Below are 19533 nucleotides of genomic sequence, written 5' to 3'. Positions count from 1 at the left end.
TTGATATGGCTGCTCAATTAGCTGTATTACAAATGAACTCTTCTGATACGGTTGAGGACAATCTCATTCAAGCTGAAAAGCTAATTCAGCAAGCAGCCTATCGTGGTGCCAAGGTGATTGTGCTGCCTGAGTGTTTTGCCAGTTATGCAGGTAAAGATACCTTGCAAATAGCCAAACAAGAGAGTGATAACAATGGCCCTATTCGTCAGCTTTTAGCCAGATTGGCAGCACAACATAACGTGTGGCTGATTGGTGGCTCGATTCCTTTTTTACCTAAAGAAAACAGCGCTGGTCGACGGGCTTTTTCTGCCTGCTTTGTTTACAACGATAAAGGTAAAGAGCTAGGCCAATACAGTAAAATTCATTTATTTGATGTCACTGTTTCAGATAGTAAAGGCCAATATCAGGAGTCTAAGGAATATATGTCAGGTAGCCACTTACTAATTGTGGACACCCCGATTGGCCGGTTAGCACCATTGATTTGTTATGATTTACGCTTCCCTGAGTTATTTAGGGCTTTGATCAACTATGGGGTTGAAATCATTTGCTTACCCTCCGCTTTTACTGCGGTGACTGGTGCTGCTCACTGGGATGTATTAATGAGAGCCAGAGCAATTGAAAATTTTTGTTATATGGCAGGGGCTGATCAAGCAGGCATTCATGCTGATGGACGAGAAACCTTTGGGCACTCTATGATTGTAGACCCTTGGGGTAAGGTCATTGCTACCGCTGAAACAGACAAGCCAGAAGTTATTATGGCTGAAATTGACTTAAATCGGCTTCACCAATTAAGGGGACGAATGCCTAGTTTAAAACACCGGCAAGACCAGCTGTTGCGAAACATAAAGGTTTATCACTATTCTTAAGCTTAGAAACAGGGCATGAAATAACTTCCATAAAATAAAAAAGTAAAAAGTTACTTCTTGTACTGTTCCTTATGATTAAAAAAACAGGCTATTTATGTCGGATATACTTACATCAGTTAAACAACAGTTACTCACGCCTGGTGAGTTAACCGAAGCGAAGATACAACAAGTGTTAAATGGTATGTTGGGTCATACTATTGATGCTGCTGACTTGTATTTTCAGCATACTAATCATGAGTCCTGGGTGCTGGATGATGGCATCGTTAGAGAGGGCAGTTATAACGTTGATTGTGGTGTTGGCGTAAGAGCAATCAGTGGTGAAAAAACCGGGTTTTCTTACTCAAATGAAATTATGTTGCCTGCGTTAGAGCAAGCGGCATTTGCTGCCAGAAGTATTGCCAAGCAAGGTCAGAATAAGCAGTTACAAGCCTGGAGCCGAAGTCAGCCACTAGACTTGTATCAACCTTTGAACCCACTGGCTAGCTTGGTGCAAGAAGACAAAGTAGCACTTTTACAGTCCCTTGATAAACAAGCTAGAGCCATCGACCCGCGGGTTAAGCAAGTTACGGTGAGTTTGGCTGGCGTTTATGAAACCATTCTGGTGGCTGCCAGTGATGGTACGTTTACGGCAGATGTGCGCCCATTAATTCGACTTAATGTAAGCATTATTGCTGAGCAAAATGGCCGTTTAGAGCGTGGCTTCGCTGGTGGCGGTGGACGGACCAATTACCAGTATTTTCTAGAAGATGACCGTGCCCAAAGCTATGTTGAGGAAGCCGTTCGCCAGGCATTAATTAACTTGGAAGCAGTGCCTGCACCCGCTGGTGCTATGCCTGTCGTGCTTGGGCCTGGTTGGTCAGGGGTGCTGCTGCATGAGGCCGTGGGCCATGGTTTAGAAGGCGATTTTAACCGTAAAGGTAGCTCAGCCTTTTCTGGCCGGATAGGTGAACGAGTCGCTTCGCCGTTATGTACTGTCGTAGATGATGGTACCTTGGCTGGTCGTCGTGGTTCGTTGAACATTGATGATGAAGGCACCACGACTGAGTGCACCGTATTAATTGAAAATGGTGTATTAAAAGGCTACATGCAAGATAAGCTCAATGCACGACTAATGGGGCATAAGCCAACCGGCAATGGCCGACGAGAGTCTTATTCGCATTTACCTATGCCACGCATGACTAATACTTATATGTTGGCGGGTGAGCATGACCCAGAAGACATCATTGCCTCGGTAGATAAAGGTATTTACGCCGCTAATTTAGGGGGCGGCCAGGTTGATATTACATCTGGCAAATTTGTGTTTTCTACCAGTGAAGCCTATCTGATTGAAAAGGGCAGAATTACTACCCCAGTAAAAGGCGCCACGTTAATTGGCAATGGCCCAGAGGTCATGAATAAAGTGTCAATGGTGGGCAATGACTTGAAACTGGATACAGGGATTGGGGTATGTGGTAAAGAAGGGCAGTCAGTCCCTGTTGGCGTGGGCCAGCCTACCCTGAAAATTGAAGAGATAACAGTAGGTGGTACTGGCGAGTAGGATCCCCCTATAGAAGTGGCTCTTAACTCTTTGTTGGGAAAAATCTTCCGATGCTCATTTACCAACAAGTAAACTGCGCTTCGGGTATTTTCCCCGCCTCGATTTAAGAGCAAATTGCTCGGCTCAGGCATATCAGAGAGTACTACAAAGCTGTTCCCCCTTTATTTAAAAGGATGTCACGAAAGTACTTCAAATCAAGTTCCTTCTCCCCCGTGGGGGAGAAGGTTAGGATGAGGGGGCCAGCGTAGCGAGCGGTGGCTTTAAAGTAATTTCACCCTCACCCAGAGGGAGAGGGCGCTAACAATGACTTTTGCGACAATCTCCTCTGGGTGAGGGTATAATTACTCCGATTTTTCTTTGCCACTGCTGTTAAAAGATGCTTCTTCTGCTAAATCGCGAATGTAACGAAACAGTTTACGAGAGCCCGCAGGTGGTTTACTTTGCTGCTGTTCTTTTAAAGCATTGCGAATCAACTGCCGTAGGTGTTGTCGATCAGCTGCAGGGTAGGCTTCAACAAACTCGGCAAGAGCCGTATTTCCTTCGGCCAGTAACCGGTCACGCCAACGCTCCATTAAGTGAAATTGACGATTATACTCGTCACTTGCGGTATCGAAGTGGTTCAAGACATTTTGGATGGTTTCCAAGTCTTGATCCCGCATCAACTTACCAATAAATTGAAAGTGCCGTTTGCGGGCATTAAAGCTAGTAATGCGCTTGGTTTCTTCTAGCGCTTCTCTTAACCTGGGTGTTAGTGGAAGTCGCTCAAAAACCTTCGCTGGTAGAGTGATAAGACGCTCACCCATGGCCTGCAAAGCATGCATTTCTTTTTTAACTTGAGTTTTGCTTTTAAACTCAAGCTCTTCATCATCGAACTGCTCGTTATCACTCATAATCTTGTTAGTCTGTACAGCTTAGATCTCTAACCAAGAATTGTAGCGCTAAATACCCCGATAATATAGAGCGGTTATCTTGGTATGCATTGAGGGGCAAGCTACAATACACTTAGCACATATAAAGTAAGCCCAAGACAAATCCGTTTTAACTATAAAAAGCGAATATATATGACTTTGCAACGTGATAATCAGTCGCTTAATCCAAAAGTAGAAGAACAGCATCTTGAGAACCTAGTGTCGGATATTTTGGCAGAAGCAAGACAACAGGGTGCTTCTGCAGCAGAAGTCGGAGTAAGTTTAGATACAGGACTATCTGCCAGTATTCGTAAAGGGGAGGTAGATACAGTTGAGTTTAACTGTGATCGTGGGTTTGGCATTACTGTGTATATTGGGCAGCGTAAGGGATCAGCCAGCACTTCTGATAGCTCTGCTAAAGCGATTAAAGAAACAGTTACCGCAGCGCTAAACATTGCGAAATACACTTCAGAAGATCAGTATGCGGGTTTGGCTGACCCTAAATTGATGGCAACCGATATCCCTGATTTAGACTTGTACCATCCTTGGGGGATTAATGCTGAAGAGGCAATTGATATTGCTAAAGAAACAGAGGCCGCTGCCTTTAAGGTGAGTAAGAAAATCACCAATTCTGAAGGGGCATCAGTATCGAGCCATCAAGGTTGTCGGGTGTATGGCAATAGTCATGGGTTTATTGGCGGTTATGTATCATCAAGACACAGCATTAGCTGTGTGTTAATTGCCCAAGAAAAAGAAGAGATGCAGCGGGATTACTGGTATACCGTTAACCGTGAGGCCCAATTGTTAGAAGCTGCTGTTGATGTAGGCAGAAAAGCAGCAGACCGCACCTTAAAGCGGTTAGGCTCGCAAAAAGTACCTACTACGGCAGTACCTGTATTATTTTCTGCTGAATTGGCTGGCAGCTTGTTATCCCATTTTATCAGTGCTATCAGTGGTTCAAGTTTATACCGCCAGTCGTCATTTTTGCTGGATCATTTAGGTAAACAGATTTTCCCAGATAATATCCATATCCATGAACAACCTCGATTAACGAGAGCAATTGGCAGTGCTGCTTTTGATAATGATGGCTTAGCCACTTATGACAAAGATTTTGTTAAAGAGGGTGTATTAGCCAACTATATGCTGGGTACCTACTCTTCAAGACGATTAAAAATGGAAAGTACAGCAAATGCCGGAGGCGCCCATAATTTAATTATTGATCCAACTGAGCCCGCAGCAGACTTATTAGCATTAGTTAAAAAGATGGATAAAGGGCTGTTGGTAACGGAGTTGATGGGGCAGGGGGTTAATATCGTAACAGGAGATTACTCAAGAGGTGCTGCAGGCTTTTGGGTTGAAAATGGCGAAATCCAATACCCCGTTTCAGAAGTTACGATTGCAGGTAATTTAAAAGATATCTTTAACAAGATCGTGGCGGTAGGCAGTGATGTAGATTGCCGAGGTAATATTCGGACGGGGTCTATTTTGATTGAGAGTATGACAGTAGCCGGACACTAAATATACTCTTCGCGAATGATGGATTATTCGTGAAGAGTTGTACATTGCTGTTCAAGTGAGTTATTGATAAAACAAGGATAATATTTTCTAAGTGTTTTAATATCGTCAGGTTTTGAGTAGCCTGACTCAATCAACAGCTGATATTGCTTAGTTTGTTTTAGTTTTCTTAATACCTGATTCCAGCGGTTCACGACACGTTTTCCCCAATCATTTTTAGTGCAAGTCAGATAACCATAAAACACTTCAGGGATTTCTTTAATTTTAATACTGGTTAGGGACGATGTTTCTTGTATATTGCGGGTGAAGTAGCTGACAACAATAGGATACTCAATAATATAATCAATTCTTTTATGGGTTAGCATGTATAATAAGCTTGATGCACTCGTTGCATAAGGCAAAATATTTTGGTTATGTTTGATCAGTAGTTGGTCGATTTTTACTCCATAAGAGCGCTTTGTTTCAATCCCCCCATGAAATCGATTATCTATCAGAAGCGAGCGAATATAGATGGAAACTGGATTATCTAATAACTGAGCTGTTGCTTTGGTAACCGTTAGTTCATTATTGAGAACAATTGCTTCAGGTTCGGAAAAATAGGCTATTTCTTCTCGGCTAGGGTTTTTCATTGACAGCACGCTACAGTAGTTTTTACCTTGTTGGATAACTAACCAAAAACGTGCCCAGTTCATCCTAACTGGAATTTGCTCATACTCTGTTAACTCTTGCTTGGCTGCTTGCAGTAGATGATCAGCAAAACCCTGCCCTTTATATTTACCTTCGAGAATCATCCAGGGTGGCCAGTGAATGGTTTGCCAGTGTATTTTTTCTTTGGCAAATAGGGTAGTACTATCACAATAATACAAAAAACAAATCACTAAACAAATATACTGTTTCATGAGGAGCGGTTGGTGAGCTAATACCCAAGTAAATATACTGATAAGCTGTAAATAATTTGTTGCATATCGAAGTAATTACAATAATGTCAGTACAGCTAAATGTTAACGTATAGATGATGTGTGATAACTTGTCAATTAGATGTTACAAAATCATGCATTCTGGTAGCTAATTTATCCATTAAAAATCGTATTGAAAGTTCCTGTGAGGACTTGAAATAGTTAGTTAATATTTGAAGGCAGTCGGCTGGATAGTCTTTACAAGCAAAATTAACTACGTTAATGGAGATAGAAATGTCAAAACTAACCCCAGAAATGACTAATCAAATAATAAACTCTTTAAAGGAAATTGAAGGTAAAAAACAGAAACCAGGAGAAAAAATTGAATTAAATAAAGATGCACATAAAGCACCTACTTGGAAAATCTCGTGGGAAACAAGCCAGGATAAGCAATAAATAATAAAGCTCAGGGATAACCCCCTGAGTCTTACTATTGAACTTATAAATATAGTGACTGTTGTAAGTGTACAAAAAATGTTTATGGGTTAGAGCTACTCTTTTATAGATGGGAAAATAAATGAATTTTCAATTAAATCAACAGGTTTGTGGTGGTGTTGAATCACTCATTAATGATTATGCAAAAATTTCCATAGATGATCTAGTGATAATGACTTGTACAGAAGATAGTGTAGAGCCTGTCGCTTTGGTTAGTGAGTCTTTAAAGCTAAAAGGAATAAAGCATCATGTTGCCAAGATGAACCCGTTGAATGATGAAGCGCTTTTATATGAGCTAACCTGTTTACTGCCTAGTGCTGCTGATCTACAAGGCAATATTGTATTTATGACGTTTGAAAAAAATACAATGTCACATAATAATGTCTTCAGAAGAATCCTAATGAATTGCCATGAAAAAAAATGTCGTGTCATAAGAGTGATAAGTGCTTGTTATGATTTTTTTGCGCAATCATTAGCTGTAACACCGGAAATTCTATCGAGAAGAAATACAACGATACTTGAAAAGTTAATGAAGGCAAAAGAGCTAGTTATAACAACTAAAAGTGGTACAAGTTTAAAGGTGACATTAGATAATAATCGATATCGTTGGATAAGTAACAGGGGAATAATAAAAGATAATAGCTTTATGATGTTACCTGCAGGAGAAGTGGCTACATTTCCTAATAATATTAATGGTGTGTTAGTCGCTGAGTTTGCGTTTAATGTAAATATTCTCACTGATGTAGATGCAAGGTTAGTAAATAACCCGGTATCAGTTACAATCGAAGATGGCCAAGCGGTTGACTTTCAATGTGAAAATAAACAAGTAACTGAAATAATCAATTATTGTTTTAACAATGAAAATGGTAAATTGGTTGGTGAACTAGGGTTTGGCACAAATATCGGTATCAAGCAGGCTATTTCGCTTAATTCACATATAAACGAAAGAGTGCCAGGTATTCACTTAGGGTTTGGTGATCATAATCAGTTACCTGAAGTTGCTAAATATAGTTGCTCTTCTCACTTAGATTTAATCTGTCAAGGCGGTGAAATATGGGTAGATAGTGATCATATCCCCATTGATTTACAAAATATAAGGCCTTCGATAAATAAACATCCTGAAAATCTATATACTGAGGACTTAAAATCTCCCGTCGATCAACAGCGAGTGGAGCTAGATGATTGTTGTGGTTTAATAAAGTGAACTCATGTAATGGGTGTTATATAATTTTTAGGGTTTATTTTTTACAAACCCTAAAAATTATTTTCAATAGTATAACTAAACTTTTGCTTCACACTCCTTTAAGCTCTTCTTTGCTTGAATATGTTTTGGATAAAGCTTTAAAAATTTATTAAAAGCATCACAAGCTTCATTATACCATTGTAAATCCTTATAAATATTACCTAAGTTAAAAAGAGCACTGGGAAAATCACTACCTAGTTCTAAAACCCTTTTATAAGCTTCAATTGCTTGTTGATAATCTCCATCATTGACATGGAGCCACCCAAGATTATACCAGGCTCCTTGACTATCAGGAGCAATTTGAATGCAGCGGTCAATCAACTTTCTGGCCATGGCAAAATTACCTAAATGGCCTGATGCGGCAGATAACTGAAGGAGCTCCTCTATTCGCCAATCGGGTAGAGAATCAAACAAGTCATCTGTAATAGGATGCTTGGCTCTTTTTGCATATTCAGGTAATTCATTTACAATAACATTTACAAAATTCATGTAACTGCAGTCGCATATTAAGGCAACTCGAAAATAGATAATATCTCCTTTTTTTCTCTCTGGGCCACAGTCGCCATTAATAATATGGCCTTTCCGACCACAAGCTAAGCAAGGGTGTGTAGTATGGACAAGATTCCTTTCTTGATTAGTTTGTGGTCGATAAGCATATTTAAGAGACAGACCAGGACGTTTAGAAGGGTTTAATTGACGGGACGTTAACTCTACAACTTTAGCCATAACTTTATTACCGCTTACATCAATAAGTCACAACATTTAAATAAAACTTAAACTTCTAGAAAAATAATACTAATCCTATTTTAGTTTAAATAAGAAGGCTAAAGAGAATTGATAGTAAGAATTATAAATGATAAAAATATAATAGTAGAATGACAGACAATTAATAGGCATAAAAAAGCTGCTAGCATAGGCTAGCAGCAAGCTAAGAGGTTGTTGCAGATCTATTAACCAGCTTCTACCAAAGTAGCAGCAGGCTTAATCACACATGTAACGCTAATACCCATATGAGTTTTATAGTCTAGAGATAACTTTTGTTTAATATTTAGGCGCCAAATAGTGAGAGCAACGTCTGTTTCAGAACTAACTGAAAAGTCTGCAGTAATATTAACTTCAAACTTATACTCAGCGATAGTCATTGGGTCGGTACCAGTAGACATAGCAGCTTGAGCAGTTCTAGCAGCACCAGCAAAAGCAACGATATATTTTGATAGTTCAGCAGCATTAGCCATTTTACACTCTCCTTGATTAAAAAATATAAATTATAAAATCCTTCTAAACATGCATTGAAATGTATAGCAAAGGAGGTGTGGTATAGCCTGATAAAATTTATACTATTTTATAATTGGTGAGCTATATGGATATCAATAAACTGTATTTGAAAATGGAAAGATGTTTTGCTAAGACACCAAGCTATAATAAATATATTGATAAGAGAATATGACGAGTAGCTTATTAATTATCGTTGAATTGAAATCAAAATGTAACTTACTGTAATAAAAAGATTTAACTGATTATTAATCTGGGTGAAATATTTATTAGGAGTATGGTATGGATAAAACTAAAATCCCTGAAGGTGAGGATCAAGGTGATAGTGAAGTACAGCGTGAGTTGCATGAGTTGCTATTTGCAATTTATAACACTTTAAAAAGTGCTAATAGCCTGATGGAAAAGTCAGGTAGTCACTATCATTACAATCTAGATCGGGTTGAAATAGAATTACCCATTCGTATGGAGTATGGTCCACCAGAAAAACCAAAAGCCAAGCTTGATAGTAGCGCAGGAGACAGTGATGGTGATGGGATATTGGAGCCTCGTCATGGGCTTAAAGTGAAGTTGCCTGGTAAAAAAGATGTTAGTGAAAAAATGAATGATGACATGCTAATAGAAAAGAAACTCAATTCTGAGTTTGGTAGGCTAAAGGTGCTGTTTAGTCGAGATAGAGTATTAATGAGTGAGTAAATAATTTATAAAGAAGGAAAAGAGAGTGGCTAATCAAGATACTGTAGAAAGTCAAAGTATAACTGCGACAGGTTGTAAAGGTTTGTCTCTTTACCATGGGTTTCGACCGACAACGAATGCTGAAAAAGAAGAGTCAACCGCTAACCATCTTTGTATAGCCTGTGATAAGAAAGGTCAATATATAACGGGCGATATAGGGCCAAAACGGACGTGTGGAGAGCTACTGTATTATAAGGCAGCCTTACGTTGTCGTTGTGGCTTTATGAATTATGTTTATGTCATTATTAATGATCTTAAAGAACAACAAAAAAAAGGTGTGCTTTCAAGTGATGAGGCAATAGCTAAAGCTCAGGCTGAGGATGTTTTACCGCAGTGGGAAACAGAAGAATTATTGCAGCGAGCCTCTGCTGCAGCTCATAATAAACACTTTAAACTCTCTAGAGCAATGGTGGATAAATGCTTGGAAATTACGCCAAAACATCCAGCAGCTTGGTATAACTTAGGTTGGTTAGCAACCAATGATGGGAACTATCCTGCGGCGATTGAAGCTTATCAAAAAGCACAGGAGTTAAGTGATGACTTCCCCAGTGCAGCCCTTAATTTGGGACATATTTATCAAGAATTAGGCAAATATCAGCATGCCATCGACGCATTCACCCAGTTTCTGGATAAGTATCCAAAGCATGCTGTTGCTAGCCGCTGTGTCAGGGAGTGTAAAAAAAAGATGGGGGAGTGATTTTATAAGTGTAGATGTGATTTTTACCCCCTTCGTATTCTTATAGGAGTAGAAGGGGAGTTACTTTTTAAATAAATATTTTATTGCTTACTCAACTTTAAACTGCTGAGGACTTAAGTGTAAATCACATAAACCATTAGCTGTTCTCCCCACAAGTAAAACACATGGGCATGGTGAATTTTTCTAATCCACTCGATAGGCATTGCATACTCTCCGTAGTAAGCGTCAGCAAGTTGGCCATTTATTCATTTATCCTCATGAGCATTTCTTTTAGATCAATTATTCCTTGCTGCTTTGTCCTTCACCTACCTCACCAACTTTACATTAAATAAATAGCATCATTTGCCCTTTATACTTAACCACGGCAGTTTTGATAGAATATACACCATCAAAGTGCTTTCCTGTTGTGCTTATTATTGGTGTAAGTGAACTACGATCTAGAGGTAACAAAGTATCTATTTCTAGCTCGGGTTTTAGGTAAACATTACAAATTCGTGAATCTAGAGTAAAGTCAAGATAGAGTTGATGGTCTTTAACTATGGGGTTTATTAATTTAGCTTCTAATACATTACTTTTGAGAAAACTGGCAAAAAAATTGAAATTACTGTTGAATTCTTCTCCATAAGCTTTAGCATAAATTTGGCTTCTTATATAGAAAAACTGTAATAGAGCATCTAGTTGTTTTTCTTTAATTAGCTTTAGTAAGTAATGAGTAAACTGAGTAACTTCATTTTTGGTTAATGGAGATAAATTGGTTAGCCAGGGACCAATATTGAATAAGTTGCAGTCAAATTTTACGGAAAACAAAAACTCATTATTTTCATTTTTAAATAGATTCATCGGTGTGATGGTCGATTCTTTGACTACATCTTTATCATCAGACTTTGGTTGGTTTAACTCAACTTTTAAGTATGTATCAGCTTTAAGAAAATCGATAATATTATTGTTAGGTAGCAATATCAGTTGAATAGAGTTATTACCTGAGATCAATAGTTGACTTATAGGCTTCTTAAATTCACTACGATTTATTGTATGGTTGTAACCACAATATAAACCATTTATATAGACAGTAAAATTTGTATCTTCGCTGGATATATCAAGAGTTAAATAGGGCTTCATTATTAATACCACTGAGATAGATCGACTACAATTATAGTACAACTATTTGTAGTCGGCAGAGTTTTAACTTATGAGAGTCAGCTTTCTTTACACTTCTTTAGTGAGGAATCTACCCCTGAGGGATTAGAACAAGCAGTAAATTATTGTTTGTTATTCTGGGTTAGTAGATCAATTATTTTGTGGTGTTCTTTATCCCTAGCCCAATCCAGAGCTGTTCTTTCATGACTATCTTTTGTATCAAGGCTAACTCCTTTTTTTATAAGTAATTTGGTAATTACAGGGTTGTTATATTTGGCTGTAATGATAAGTGGTGTTTGGCCATCTAAGTTTTTAGTTTCAAGGTTAACACCTAATTCAATTAACAGTTCGGCTGCCGCTAGTCGTTTGTATTGAATAACAGTCATCAATGCTGTTCTACCATAGTTATCTTTTGCTTCTATTTTTGCTCCCCGTTCTATAAGCAATTTAATACTTTCAAGATTGTTATTGAGTGCAGCAATCATGAGAGGACTTAGCCCAAAGGTACTAGTAGTTTCAATATCAGCCCCTTTATCAAGTAATAGGCTGATTACTTCAGGAAAGTTTTTCTTGGCTGCTATCATAAGGGGGCTAAAACCTTCTTTGTTTTTTGCTTCTATGTTTGCTCCTTTACTAATTAATAACTCAATAACAGGTATAGCTTGTCCTTTGGCTGCAAACATTAAGGGTGTTGATCCTTGCTTATCTTTGACTTCAATGTTAGCACCTTGAGCAATTAGCAACTTAACAATATCAACTATTTCATCAACCCAGCTTTGTATAATCGCAATAATAAGGGCTGTTCTTCCATATTTATCCTTTGTTTCAATATTGACTCCTTTATCAATCAATGGTTTTACTAGCTCAATTTCTAAGTTATTGATCGCAGACATAAGGGGGGTAAACCCATGTTCATCTCTTATATAAATGTTTGCACCTTTGTTGATAAGTAGTTTTGCAATTAAAGTACTTTTATTTTCAATAGCTGACATTAGAATGTAGCTATTAAAGTCGTCTTTTACATCAGGGCTTGCACCATATTCAAGTAAAAAAGCTACTGTATCCAGGTGACTGTTCTTTACAGCATGTGTTAATGCTGTTCTATTATCACGATCTTTTGCTTCAATATTTGCACCATTGACTAGTAATTCTTTAACAATATCAAGATAGCCATGCTTAGCCGCTAAAATAAGGGGCGTTGAGTCATCTTTATGAATACCAGTGGCATTAATATCCCTACCTTGTTTAAGTAATGCTTTTACTTGTTCAAGGTTACCTGCTTCAGTAGCCTCTAATAGACTTAAGTTATTATTAGTGGCCTTGACTAAAGAGGTATAGCAAGCTAACAGGAGCAATAACAGAGCTATTATCACATTATTCATAGCTACAAGCTTATAATTGTTAGGTTATTGTACTTGGCAGGTTGATGCGTCACTAACTACAATAATAATAGTAGATTTTTAAGTATAGTAGTAGTTGCGGGTATTGTCATGGGTATATATAGCATTTTGTTTTTTTGGGTTTGGATTATATTAAGTACTTTAAATAGTACTGTTTTAGCTAAAGAATATACACCTGAGGAATTAAAGCAAGCAGTAAAAGAGTTAGCAGAGCGTGCAGAAGCGAATATGGTACTGATCAAAGGTGGTGAGTTTTGGATGGGGGATCAGGACCCTAATGACCCAAATATTAGTAGTAGTCGTAAACTATCCAGAGTAAAGCATCGAGTAAAATTAGATGACTATTTATTAGATAAATTTGAGGTTACTATTGAAGATTTTAATATTTTTAAGCAGGTTAATAATATTATCTTATCCGAAGAAAAATACTTTAAGTATGTAATACAGCGAGAGCCCCCAAAGTCGCCAGTGAAGTATGTTAGTTGGGAGAATGCTGACCAGTATTGTCATTGGGTAGGTACCATAATTAGCAAAAAATGTCGTTTGCCAACAGAGGCTGAGTGGGAATTTGCTGCAAGAAGTCGTGGTAAAGATGTAAAATATGCGACAAATGATGGAACAGCTAAGCCAGGTATTAATGTCGACTTCTTTACAGAAAAAAGCTACCAGCCTTTCGCCTTCCCTGTTGAAAAGTTTTCTCCTAACTCAATAGGAATTTATGGTATGGAGGGAGGTAGGAGTGAGTGGGTAAATGATTGGTATGATGAAGGTTACTATAAAAGCTCACCAGTAGATAACCCTAAAGGTCCTGATAAAGGAGTCAAAAAAGTTTACAGAGGAAGTGATAGAAATGGCGATTCTAATTTGATTTATTTATATAGAAGATATACTAATGATATTAATTATTCTAGTCGAAGCATAGGTTTTAGATGTTCTTGTAAAGTTAAATAAGAAGTTTGTGATTTTATTAATCCTGATTCTGTTGTTTTTGAAGTTTTTGTTTTAATATTAAAGCTTGGTCTCTATAATTTTCTTGTAATAAAAATCTGTAATACTTGTTTAAGTAAAGATCAAAGTCAAACCAATTTATATATCCCTTTAGGTAAGCTTCTTTTTCAAGATCTTCACTGACCTTCTGAACAATTAACTTGATAGTTTTTTCATCTCTTTTTATAGTTTCGTCATCAATAATTACTCTAGCAAGTGGCGCTGCTATCTTATCAATGCTTACTTTAGGGGAATCACGATCAAATTGTCGTACTTCGATACCACCCCACCAACGATCTAATTTTTCTTCAAAGGCTTTGACAATCTCATCTTCACTAAGATCTTTTGTTATATACCCTTGGCTGTGAGAGGGCCACTTAAATTTAGCAATATCCTGTGCTTCTATAAATTCTTTTTTGAAGTCAAATTTAATTTCAGCAAATTCTCCCCATTGGATTTCAATTTTTATTTTACCAGTTACTCCTGTCCAATGAGCAAGTAATCTAGCTGATAACCAGCTTTCATCAGCGATGCTTCTTATGTTTGGCTTTATGAAACAAGTCCCTTTGGTTTCAACACCTGAACACACAAGGGCTTCAAGGGTGGCAAAGTCTGCTAGTTGTGCCCTTAAACCTATTTCTACCTCAATTTTACCGGATATTTCCAGTTCACATGAACTGTTCTTACTAGGCTTATCTTCAGTCAACCAGGCCATGCCACCCTTGGTTGAAATTTCACCTTCTATTTTTAAGTAGACCTGAGCACCAATATCTTGATTATAGCTAATGCCTAGCCCTATCTCTGCATTGAGATTGATTAGTTTTAAACATAAAGAGAGTTCAAAGTAATTAAAAGCTTTATAACTTTTTTTGCTTTCTTTACAGCACCATTTAGCTGTTACTCCTCCTTTCATTAATGAAAAACCCATTTTTATATAAAGGCCAAACTTAGGTCCTTTTGAAAGCTCATTTAGTGCAGTGAAAATTTCTTCTATATGGGCCCCTGTTTCTATAATAGCATTTAGTGCATTAAGTGCATCTATATTTAATTTAGTTCCATTGCAAATAATTGATACGCCCATAGGTAAATTAAATTTGGAGTCATTTTCAGTTACTGGAATGACCTCTCCGTTTTCATTCCCTCGATCTTCTTCTGTAGTTAGTACTCCATTTTCATCAACTGGTCTTCCTTTTTTATCAGTTCTGTTGCCTTCAGAGTCATAAACTATATCTGTTGTATTGCTTTTCCCAAATCTAGAGTGGGTCGTATACTCGTGTAGATTCTGCTTTTTATCTTTATCGTTAAATAATACTCTTGGGATATCGTCTTGAATAATATTGCTACTACCATAACTACGCCGTCCTTTTTCAAAGCCTTTCCAAGCAGGAAAACCTACCTCAAGTTCCCATATGTCTGGGCTATAAACTCTGATAACTATATCATTCAAGCACATTCCTGATGCAGTATACTTTTTGTAAACGGGGTAAAATTTTTTATAAATACTTAATAGTTGAGTGATTTTTTTGTTTGCTGTGTCAAGCGTATTTTTTTCTCCATAGATAGCCATTAGAGTAAATTCTTTTAAGTTGTTTTTAGATTTTGCCTGAATAGCATGGTTCGCATAATATATTTTGTCAGGAGCTTTTTCTCCTTCAAGTGTAATAGTGATCTCATCATAGTAATGACCATCTTTTAGTTTATTGGCAACTACTCCATAGTACTCTTTAGGTTTTTCTGTTAGCTTTTGCCTTTTTTTATGTGAACACTTAATAGTAAAACAGCAAGTCTCCATACATTTTTCACAAGGCTTTGTTGCACTACTTTGAGTAGCTGTTTTTTCATCTGATTGGGTTGTATTATCTTCTTTGGGCTCAGTCGTAGCTGTTTCTTTTGATTCAACTAGTTCTGGTTCGACTGGTGGTTCGAACTTACTAGTCGGTGATCCATATTTACCGCTTGTTGTATCAAACTTAGAAGTAGGTGAACTAATGGTATCAAATTTACTTCTTGGTCTATCAAATTTTGAGTCTGGCCAACTAGCTTTAGTGCTTGATGTACTAGCTGATTGCTGTGTTGTAATCTGGCTTTCTTTATGTGCTGGCAATGACGATTCGATTGTTGCAGTTTTGCTGGTAGGAAGTTTGCTTTGATTAGATATTGGTGTAGCAATATCTCTTGTTGACTTTGGAGTACCTGTCTTTAGTTGCCAGTCATTAACTTGTTCTTTACCTGGCTTGATAGGTGTTTGAGTAGGGGTGATATTTTCTAGCTCTTCAACTGACTGTGGTAATGTTTCCTGGGTTGGAGTAGGAGCTGGAATTCGCAAATACTTAGTTTGCAAAAGTAAATTGTCATGGCCAGTTAAAAAAGGGTTAGCTTTATCTAGTTCATCAACTGATACATTATGTGCTTTTGCAATACTCTCAAAAGTGTCACCAGGCTTTACTCTGTATGCATGTAAGTTCATAGTTAGACAACTACTTAATACTCATCAGTTGTTTCTTGAGTCAATAAATTAAAAAAATGAACAAGTGCAAAACGGTATTTATTAAACTCACGAGAAAAGTAACTCACTGGTATATATCGTTGCTGGTTATCGATAAGTTCATTTTTATAATATTGATATAAATATGCCATTGCCTGAAAAGCTTGCTGTTTTTTATTGAGTAATTCCTTGTATGTATTCATATATAATACTCGCTTACCCATATCTTGTTCATCAAATGGCTTGATTGGTGTTATTGTTCCGTCATCTTCAAATAGTATTTCATAGGTTATGCAGCGTATTGGATCAAAAGGGAGTTCAGGATTTTCATATACTAAGGCAGCATATTTTTCTAACAACTGTACTTTTTCTTCACTATCATATTCGCTGTTATCTAGTATTGCTGACTCTAGATAGTTCAACTCCTGTTCAGGCATTGCCTGGCCAAATTGATTCATAACCTCAATTAACCTGATAACGAGTGCTGTTTTTTCAATATCGTATTCTGCAGCCTGATCAATCCAAAACTGAATCATATTATGCATTTGTTTTTTAGTTAGACTGGTATAATCTTGATTGTTGCTAATAAGCTGATTAGCAATGGTTTCTTCTACTTTTATTCGATGTTCATCCAACAAACTTTGCCATTGGTTAGTACTAAATTCATACCAAGGTTGTTGTTCTGGAATCTCACTATCCATTGGCTCAGGGTTCAACCATAATACCCAGTCTGGTGCTAATACATTTTGGAAGCGCTCAGCATGGTAATGATTGGGTACAATTAGATGTTCAACTGGTCCTAGTAGCTGACATTTCTCTAGCTCATTACTTGATTGTAGTAATGGATTAATCACTCTTGGGTCATAATGACGAAAAATAAGTTCTTCTGAATCTGGTGACTTTATATAGAGAATACTTTGTAAATAAGGTAATAGTTTATCGAAATGGTAGTCATTATTGATTGCTAAGAGTAGCCCCCAATTTTCAGGTGCTTTATTGGTAATTAAAAAGTTCAGTAATCTTGAGCTAGATGTAAGTAATACCAGGTAGGGGGAAATTTCAATGCATGATTCTAATTGAGTTTTTTTATATAGAGGAAAAAAATTAGCCTCTGGTTCAACGTCAAAAAGTGTTGCTGTAAAGTCATTAAATATAACGGTGTCTATAACACCGTACAAATTTAAATTTTTACTAAAGATATGTTGTTTAAGGTAGTCTGCAACTGTCATAGGATGCTTCTTCGAGTTTTGGTTATAAACCACAATCCTCACATTCTTCTTTTATTCGGCAGTCTTCAACTAATGGAGTGCCGGTAAGTGATGCATTAGTCAATGCTGCCATGACACCACTGACGACTCCTACTGGTAATGACAAACTGAAACTCCCATGCCCCACCTTCCCAGCCGTTATCGTTGATTTAGGCGACACAAACACCCCGGCGGCATTTACCTTTATAAAAGAGCCGCCTGCGGTGACGGTGGCTTCGTTTCCAGCTTCGATAACCATTTTCATACTGGCTTGGAATTGTTGTTCAGTGCCGGTTTTTTCGGTGTGTATACTGGCGGTCTTTAGTTGGTATTGCTGGCCGCTGGTGATGTTTTCAGATTGGCCTATTTCGCGGTTGGCTAGTTGGTCTTTTTTTCGGTGGTGTTCGCCTTTGATGGTTTCATAGCGGGATGCATCGACGATTAAGTGGCGGTTGGCTTGGATTTGTTCTCGCTGAACATGTTTAACGATTAAATTCCAATCTTTTTCGCCATGGAAAAAAATTTGTTCTTGACCTTTTTTATCTTCATAGCGAATTTCATTAAAGCCGTCACCACCTAATGAGCTTTGGCTTTTTAGTGTCAGCCGGGTTTTATTAGGGGGTAGTTTATAAGGTGGTTTGTTATTGGCGTGATAAATTCTAGAAAGGGCGATGGGTTGGTCGGGGTCGCCATTGATAAAGTCCAGCATTAATTCCTGGCCGAGGCGGGGCAGGGTGAGTTGTCCCCATTGTGGGCCGGTCCAATTATGGATGACTCGTACCCATTTTGATGTATTTTCATCATTCTGGCCTTGGCGATCCCACTGAAATTGGATTTTTATTTGCCCATATTCATTGGTATAAATTTCTTCGCCGGCGGGGCCACTGACAACTGCCGTTTGTAAACCTTTTAAGTGTAGTTTAGTTTGCTGGCTTTTTATTCGAAAGGGTTGTTCGGCAGGCATTGCTGTAAAGCTATTATGGTATTGGCTGCCTCTATTGGTAGTGGCTTCTTCTTCCTCAGCTTGAGGTTGCTCGCCCACATGATTGACTTGTTTAATAATAACTTCCTGATTAAGTCGGTTGGTAGGGTGTTGTTGGAGTTGCACTCGATAACCGGCAATTAGGCGTACGGATGTGCTTTTACCTACTATATTAACCTGGCTTGCCTGGTCTGCTTCGAGCTGTCGTTTGCCTTGTTTATTGCCTGCATCTGGACGAAGATATTGGCCAGGGTAATGATAGCGCTCCAGTTGTTGATAGTGTTCGGCATTTTGGCTGACTTCCAGATCTAACCGTGGGTTAGTAAAGTCGTAGTCTCTTAATGAGACTTTACCTACCCCCACAGCTCGCTTAAGTGAGAGAGTAAACGTTGTATCTTGCTCTGCAACCATACTGGATTTTGCTTTAAATATGATGTTTTTACCTTCAATAAAAGTGAATGCAGGTTTGCTATCGCCAAAAATAAGCGTGTGTCGCTCTTCTTTATGTTCGAAGTGGAAATGAATGCCATCTTCAGCCATTAGCCGGCAGATAAAGTCATAATCTGTCTCCTGGCTTTGCACGCAATAAATACGAGGTTGATAGCTATTGGCTAAACGAAACTCGTAGTTTTCTCCACTGATATTGGCATCTTCCAATACTTGCTTGATGATTTCTGGTGTAGTGAGCTGCTGGAAAATCTGGCTGGTCGCCCGAAATTTTAAAAACCAAAGTTTTGGTACAATTTGTAGTTGGTAGCGACTAAAACGTCGACCTACGGTTAATTGTTTAAACTGACTCACTTCTCCATGAATAAGCCGAGATTGCTGCTCATCTAACAATGTTAACAGAGCGGCTTGTTGATATAGCTGTTTGAAGTTCAAAGCAGGGTTTTCACAAACAACGAAAACATTGAAACTGTATGTATCAGATAAGTTTTCAGTACCAGTGAAAGAGACAACGCGCAGTTCATCTTCACACCCTGATACTGTAATGGTGAATTGACTTCTATTAGCGGCTACTGGCATACAACAACTTTGAGTTACTGCAGATTAACGCTTAAAATTTATACAAAGATAAGAGTAGCAGGTGTTATTAGTGCTGCATCCTATAAAATAGGTATGCAGCTAATAGAA

The 19533-nt window shown here is 37.9% G+C and carries 17 protein-coding genes; 8 read left to right on the top strand and 9 right to left on the bottom strand.

Annotated elements, in window-relative coordinates; translation table 11 throughout:
• Positions 1-5: 5 nt before the first annotated feature.
• Positions 6-866, top strand: coding sequence for a carbon-nitrogen hydrolase family protein (locus tag ORQ98_RS12195; protein ID WP_274689087.1), 861 nt, complete (start codon positions 6-8; stop codon positions 864-866).
• A 94-nt stretch (positions 867-960) separates the two neighbouring features.
• The gene (tldD, locus tag ORQ98_RS12190) at positions 961-2403 is read left to right on the top strand and encodes a metalloprotease TldD (RefSeq protein ID WP_274689086.1); all 1443 of its coding nucleotides are present in this window, start codon (positions 961-963) and stop codon (positions 2401-2403) included.
• A gap of 341 nt (positions 2404-2744) precedes the next feature.
• On the opposite strand, the gene yjgA is transcribed toward tldD, so the two are convergent.
• The gene (gene yjgA, locus ORQ98_RS12185; protein ID WP_274689085.1) at positions 2745-3293 is read right to left on the bottom strand and encodes a ribosome biogenesis factor YjgA; all 549 of its coding nucleotides are present in this window, start codon (positions 3291-3293) and stop codon (positions 2745-2747) included.
• Positions 3294-3464: 171 nt separating this feature from the next.
• Here yjgA and pmbA point away from each other — a divergent pair, with 171 nt between their 5' ends.
• Positions 3465-4829, top strand: coding sequence for a metalloprotease PmbA (pmbA, locus tag ORQ98_RS12180; protein ID WP_274689084.1), 1365 nt, complete (start codon positions 3465-3467; stop codon positions 4827-4829).
• 23 nt (positions 4830-4852) lie between these two features.
• On the opposite strand, the gene ORQ98_RS12175 is transcribed toward pmbA, so the two are convergent.
• A complete protein-coding gene (locus ORQ98_RS12175; protein WP_274689083.1) occupies positions 4853-5725 on the bottom strand; it encodes a TIGR02285 family protein in 873 nt (290 codons plus the stop codon).
• Positions 5726-6016: 291 nt separating this feature from the next.
• Between ORQ98_RS12175 and ORQ98_RS12170 the strand changes: the two genes are divergently transcribed.
• Positions 6017-6178: a hypothetical protein gene (locus tag ORQ98_RS12170; RefSeq protein WP_274689082.1), complete on the top strand. Its 162-nt coding sequence runs from the start codon at positions 6017-6019 to the stop codon at positions 6176-6178.
• A 121-nt stretch (positions 6179-6299) separates the two neighbouring features.
• Positions 6300-7421: a 2,5-dihydroxypyridine 5,6-dioxygenase NicX family protein gene (locus tag ORQ98_RS12165; protein ID WP_274689081.1), complete on the top strand. Its 1122-nt coding sequence runs from the start codon at positions 6300-6302 to the stop codon at positions 7419-7421.
• 75 nt (positions 7422-7496) lie between these two features.
• On the opposite strand, the gene ORQ98_RS12160 is transcribed toward ORQ98_RS12165, so the two are convergent.
• Positions 7497-8186, bottom strand: a complete 690-nt coding sequence (locus ORQ98_RS12160; protein WP_274689080.1) for a tetratricopeptide repeat protein — start codon at positions 8184-8186, stop codon at positions 7497-7499.
• A gap of 224 nt (positions 8187-8410) precedes the next feature.
• Positions 8411-8695, bottom strand: a complete 285-nt coding sequence (locus tag ORQ98_RS12155) for a hypothetical protein (protein ID WP_274689079.1) — start codon at positions 8693-8695, stop codon at positions 8411-8413.
• 319 nt (positions 8696-9014) lie between these two features.
• Here ORQ98_RS12155 and ORQ98_RS12150 point away from each other — a divergent pair, with 319 nt between their 5' ends.
• Positions 9015-9425: a hypothetical protein gene (locus ORQ98_RS12150; RefSeq protein ID WP_274689078.1), complete on the top strand. Its 411-nt coding sequence runs from the start codon at positions 9015-9017 to the stop codon at positions 9423-9425.
• Positions 9426-9450: 25 nt separating this feature from the next.
• A complete protein-coding gene (locus tag ORQ98_RS12145; protein ID WP_274689077.1) occupies positions 9451-10161 on the top strand; it encodes a tetratricopeptide repeat protein in 711 nt (236 codons plus the stop codon).
• 324 nt (positions 10162-10485) lie between these two features.
• On the opposite strand, the gene ORQ98_RS12140 is transcribed toward ORQ98_RS12145, so the two are convergent.
• Together ORQ98_RS12140 and ORQ98_RS12135 are read right to left on the bottom strand one after the other, a co-directional pair.
• Complete coding sequence (locus ORQ98_RS12140) at positions 10486-11280, bottom strand: hypothetical protein (RefSeq protein WP_274689076.1); 795 nt, start codon at positions 11278-11280, stop codon at positions 10486-10488.
• 140 nt (positions 11281-11420) lie between these two features.
• Positions 11421-12680 (bottom strand): ankyrin repeat domain-containing protein, encoded by a 1260-nt coding sequence (locus ORQ98_RS12135; RefSeq protein ID WP_274689075.1) that lies wholly within the window; start codon positions 12678-12680, stop codon positions 11421-11423.
• Positions 12681-12788: 108 nt separating this feature from the next.
• Here ORQ98_RS12135 and ORQ98_RS12130 point away from each other — a divergent pair, with 108 nt between their 5' ends.
• The gene (locus tag ORQ98_RS12130; RefSeq protein ID WP_274689074.1) at positions 12789-13649 is read left to right on the top strand and encodes a formylglycine-generating enzyme family protein; all 861 of its coding nucleotides are present in this window, start codon (positions 12789-12791) and stop codon (positions 13647-13649) included.
• 16 nt (positions 13650-13665) lie between these two features.
• Here ORQ98_RS12130 and ORQ98_RS12125 read toward each other — a convergent pair whose 3' ends face one another.
• Genes ORQ98_RS12125 through ORQ98_RS12115 form a run of 3 tightly spaced genes read right to left on the bottom strand, consistent with a single transcriptional unit; the run spans position 13666 to position 19425 of the window.
• Positions 13666-16152 carry a LysM peptidoglycan-binding domain-containing protein gene (locus tag ORQ98_RS12125; protein ID WP_274689073.1) on the bottom strand — a complete coding sequence of 829 codons (2487 nt, stop codon included), beginning with the start codon at positions 16150-16152 and terminating at the stop codon, positions 13666-13668.
• A gap of 14 nt (positions 16153-16166) precedes the next feature.
• Complete coding sequence (locus tag ORQ98_RS12120; protein WP_274689072.1) at positions 16167-17399, bottom strand: DUF4123 domain-containing protein; 1233 nt, start codon at positions 17397-17399, stop codon at positions 16167-16169.
• 22 nt (positions 17400-17421) lie between these two features.
• The gene (locus ORQ98_RS12115; RefSeq protein ID WP_274689071.1) at positions 17422-19425 is read right to left on the bottom strand and encodes a type VI secretion system Vgr family protein; all 2004 of its coding nucleotides are present in this window, start codon (positions 19423-19425) and stop codon (positions 17422-17424) included.
• Between the last annotated feature and the right edge of the window lie 108 nt (positions 19426-19533).

It is taken from the genome of Spartinivicinus poritis (assembly GCF_028858535.1).
Taxonomy (GTDB): domain Bacteria; phylum Pseudomonadota; class Gammaproteobacteria; order Pseudomonadales; family Zooshikellaceae; genus Spartinivicinus; species Spartinivicinus poritis.
This window is presented reverse-complemented; position numbering and strand designations above follow the sequence as displayed.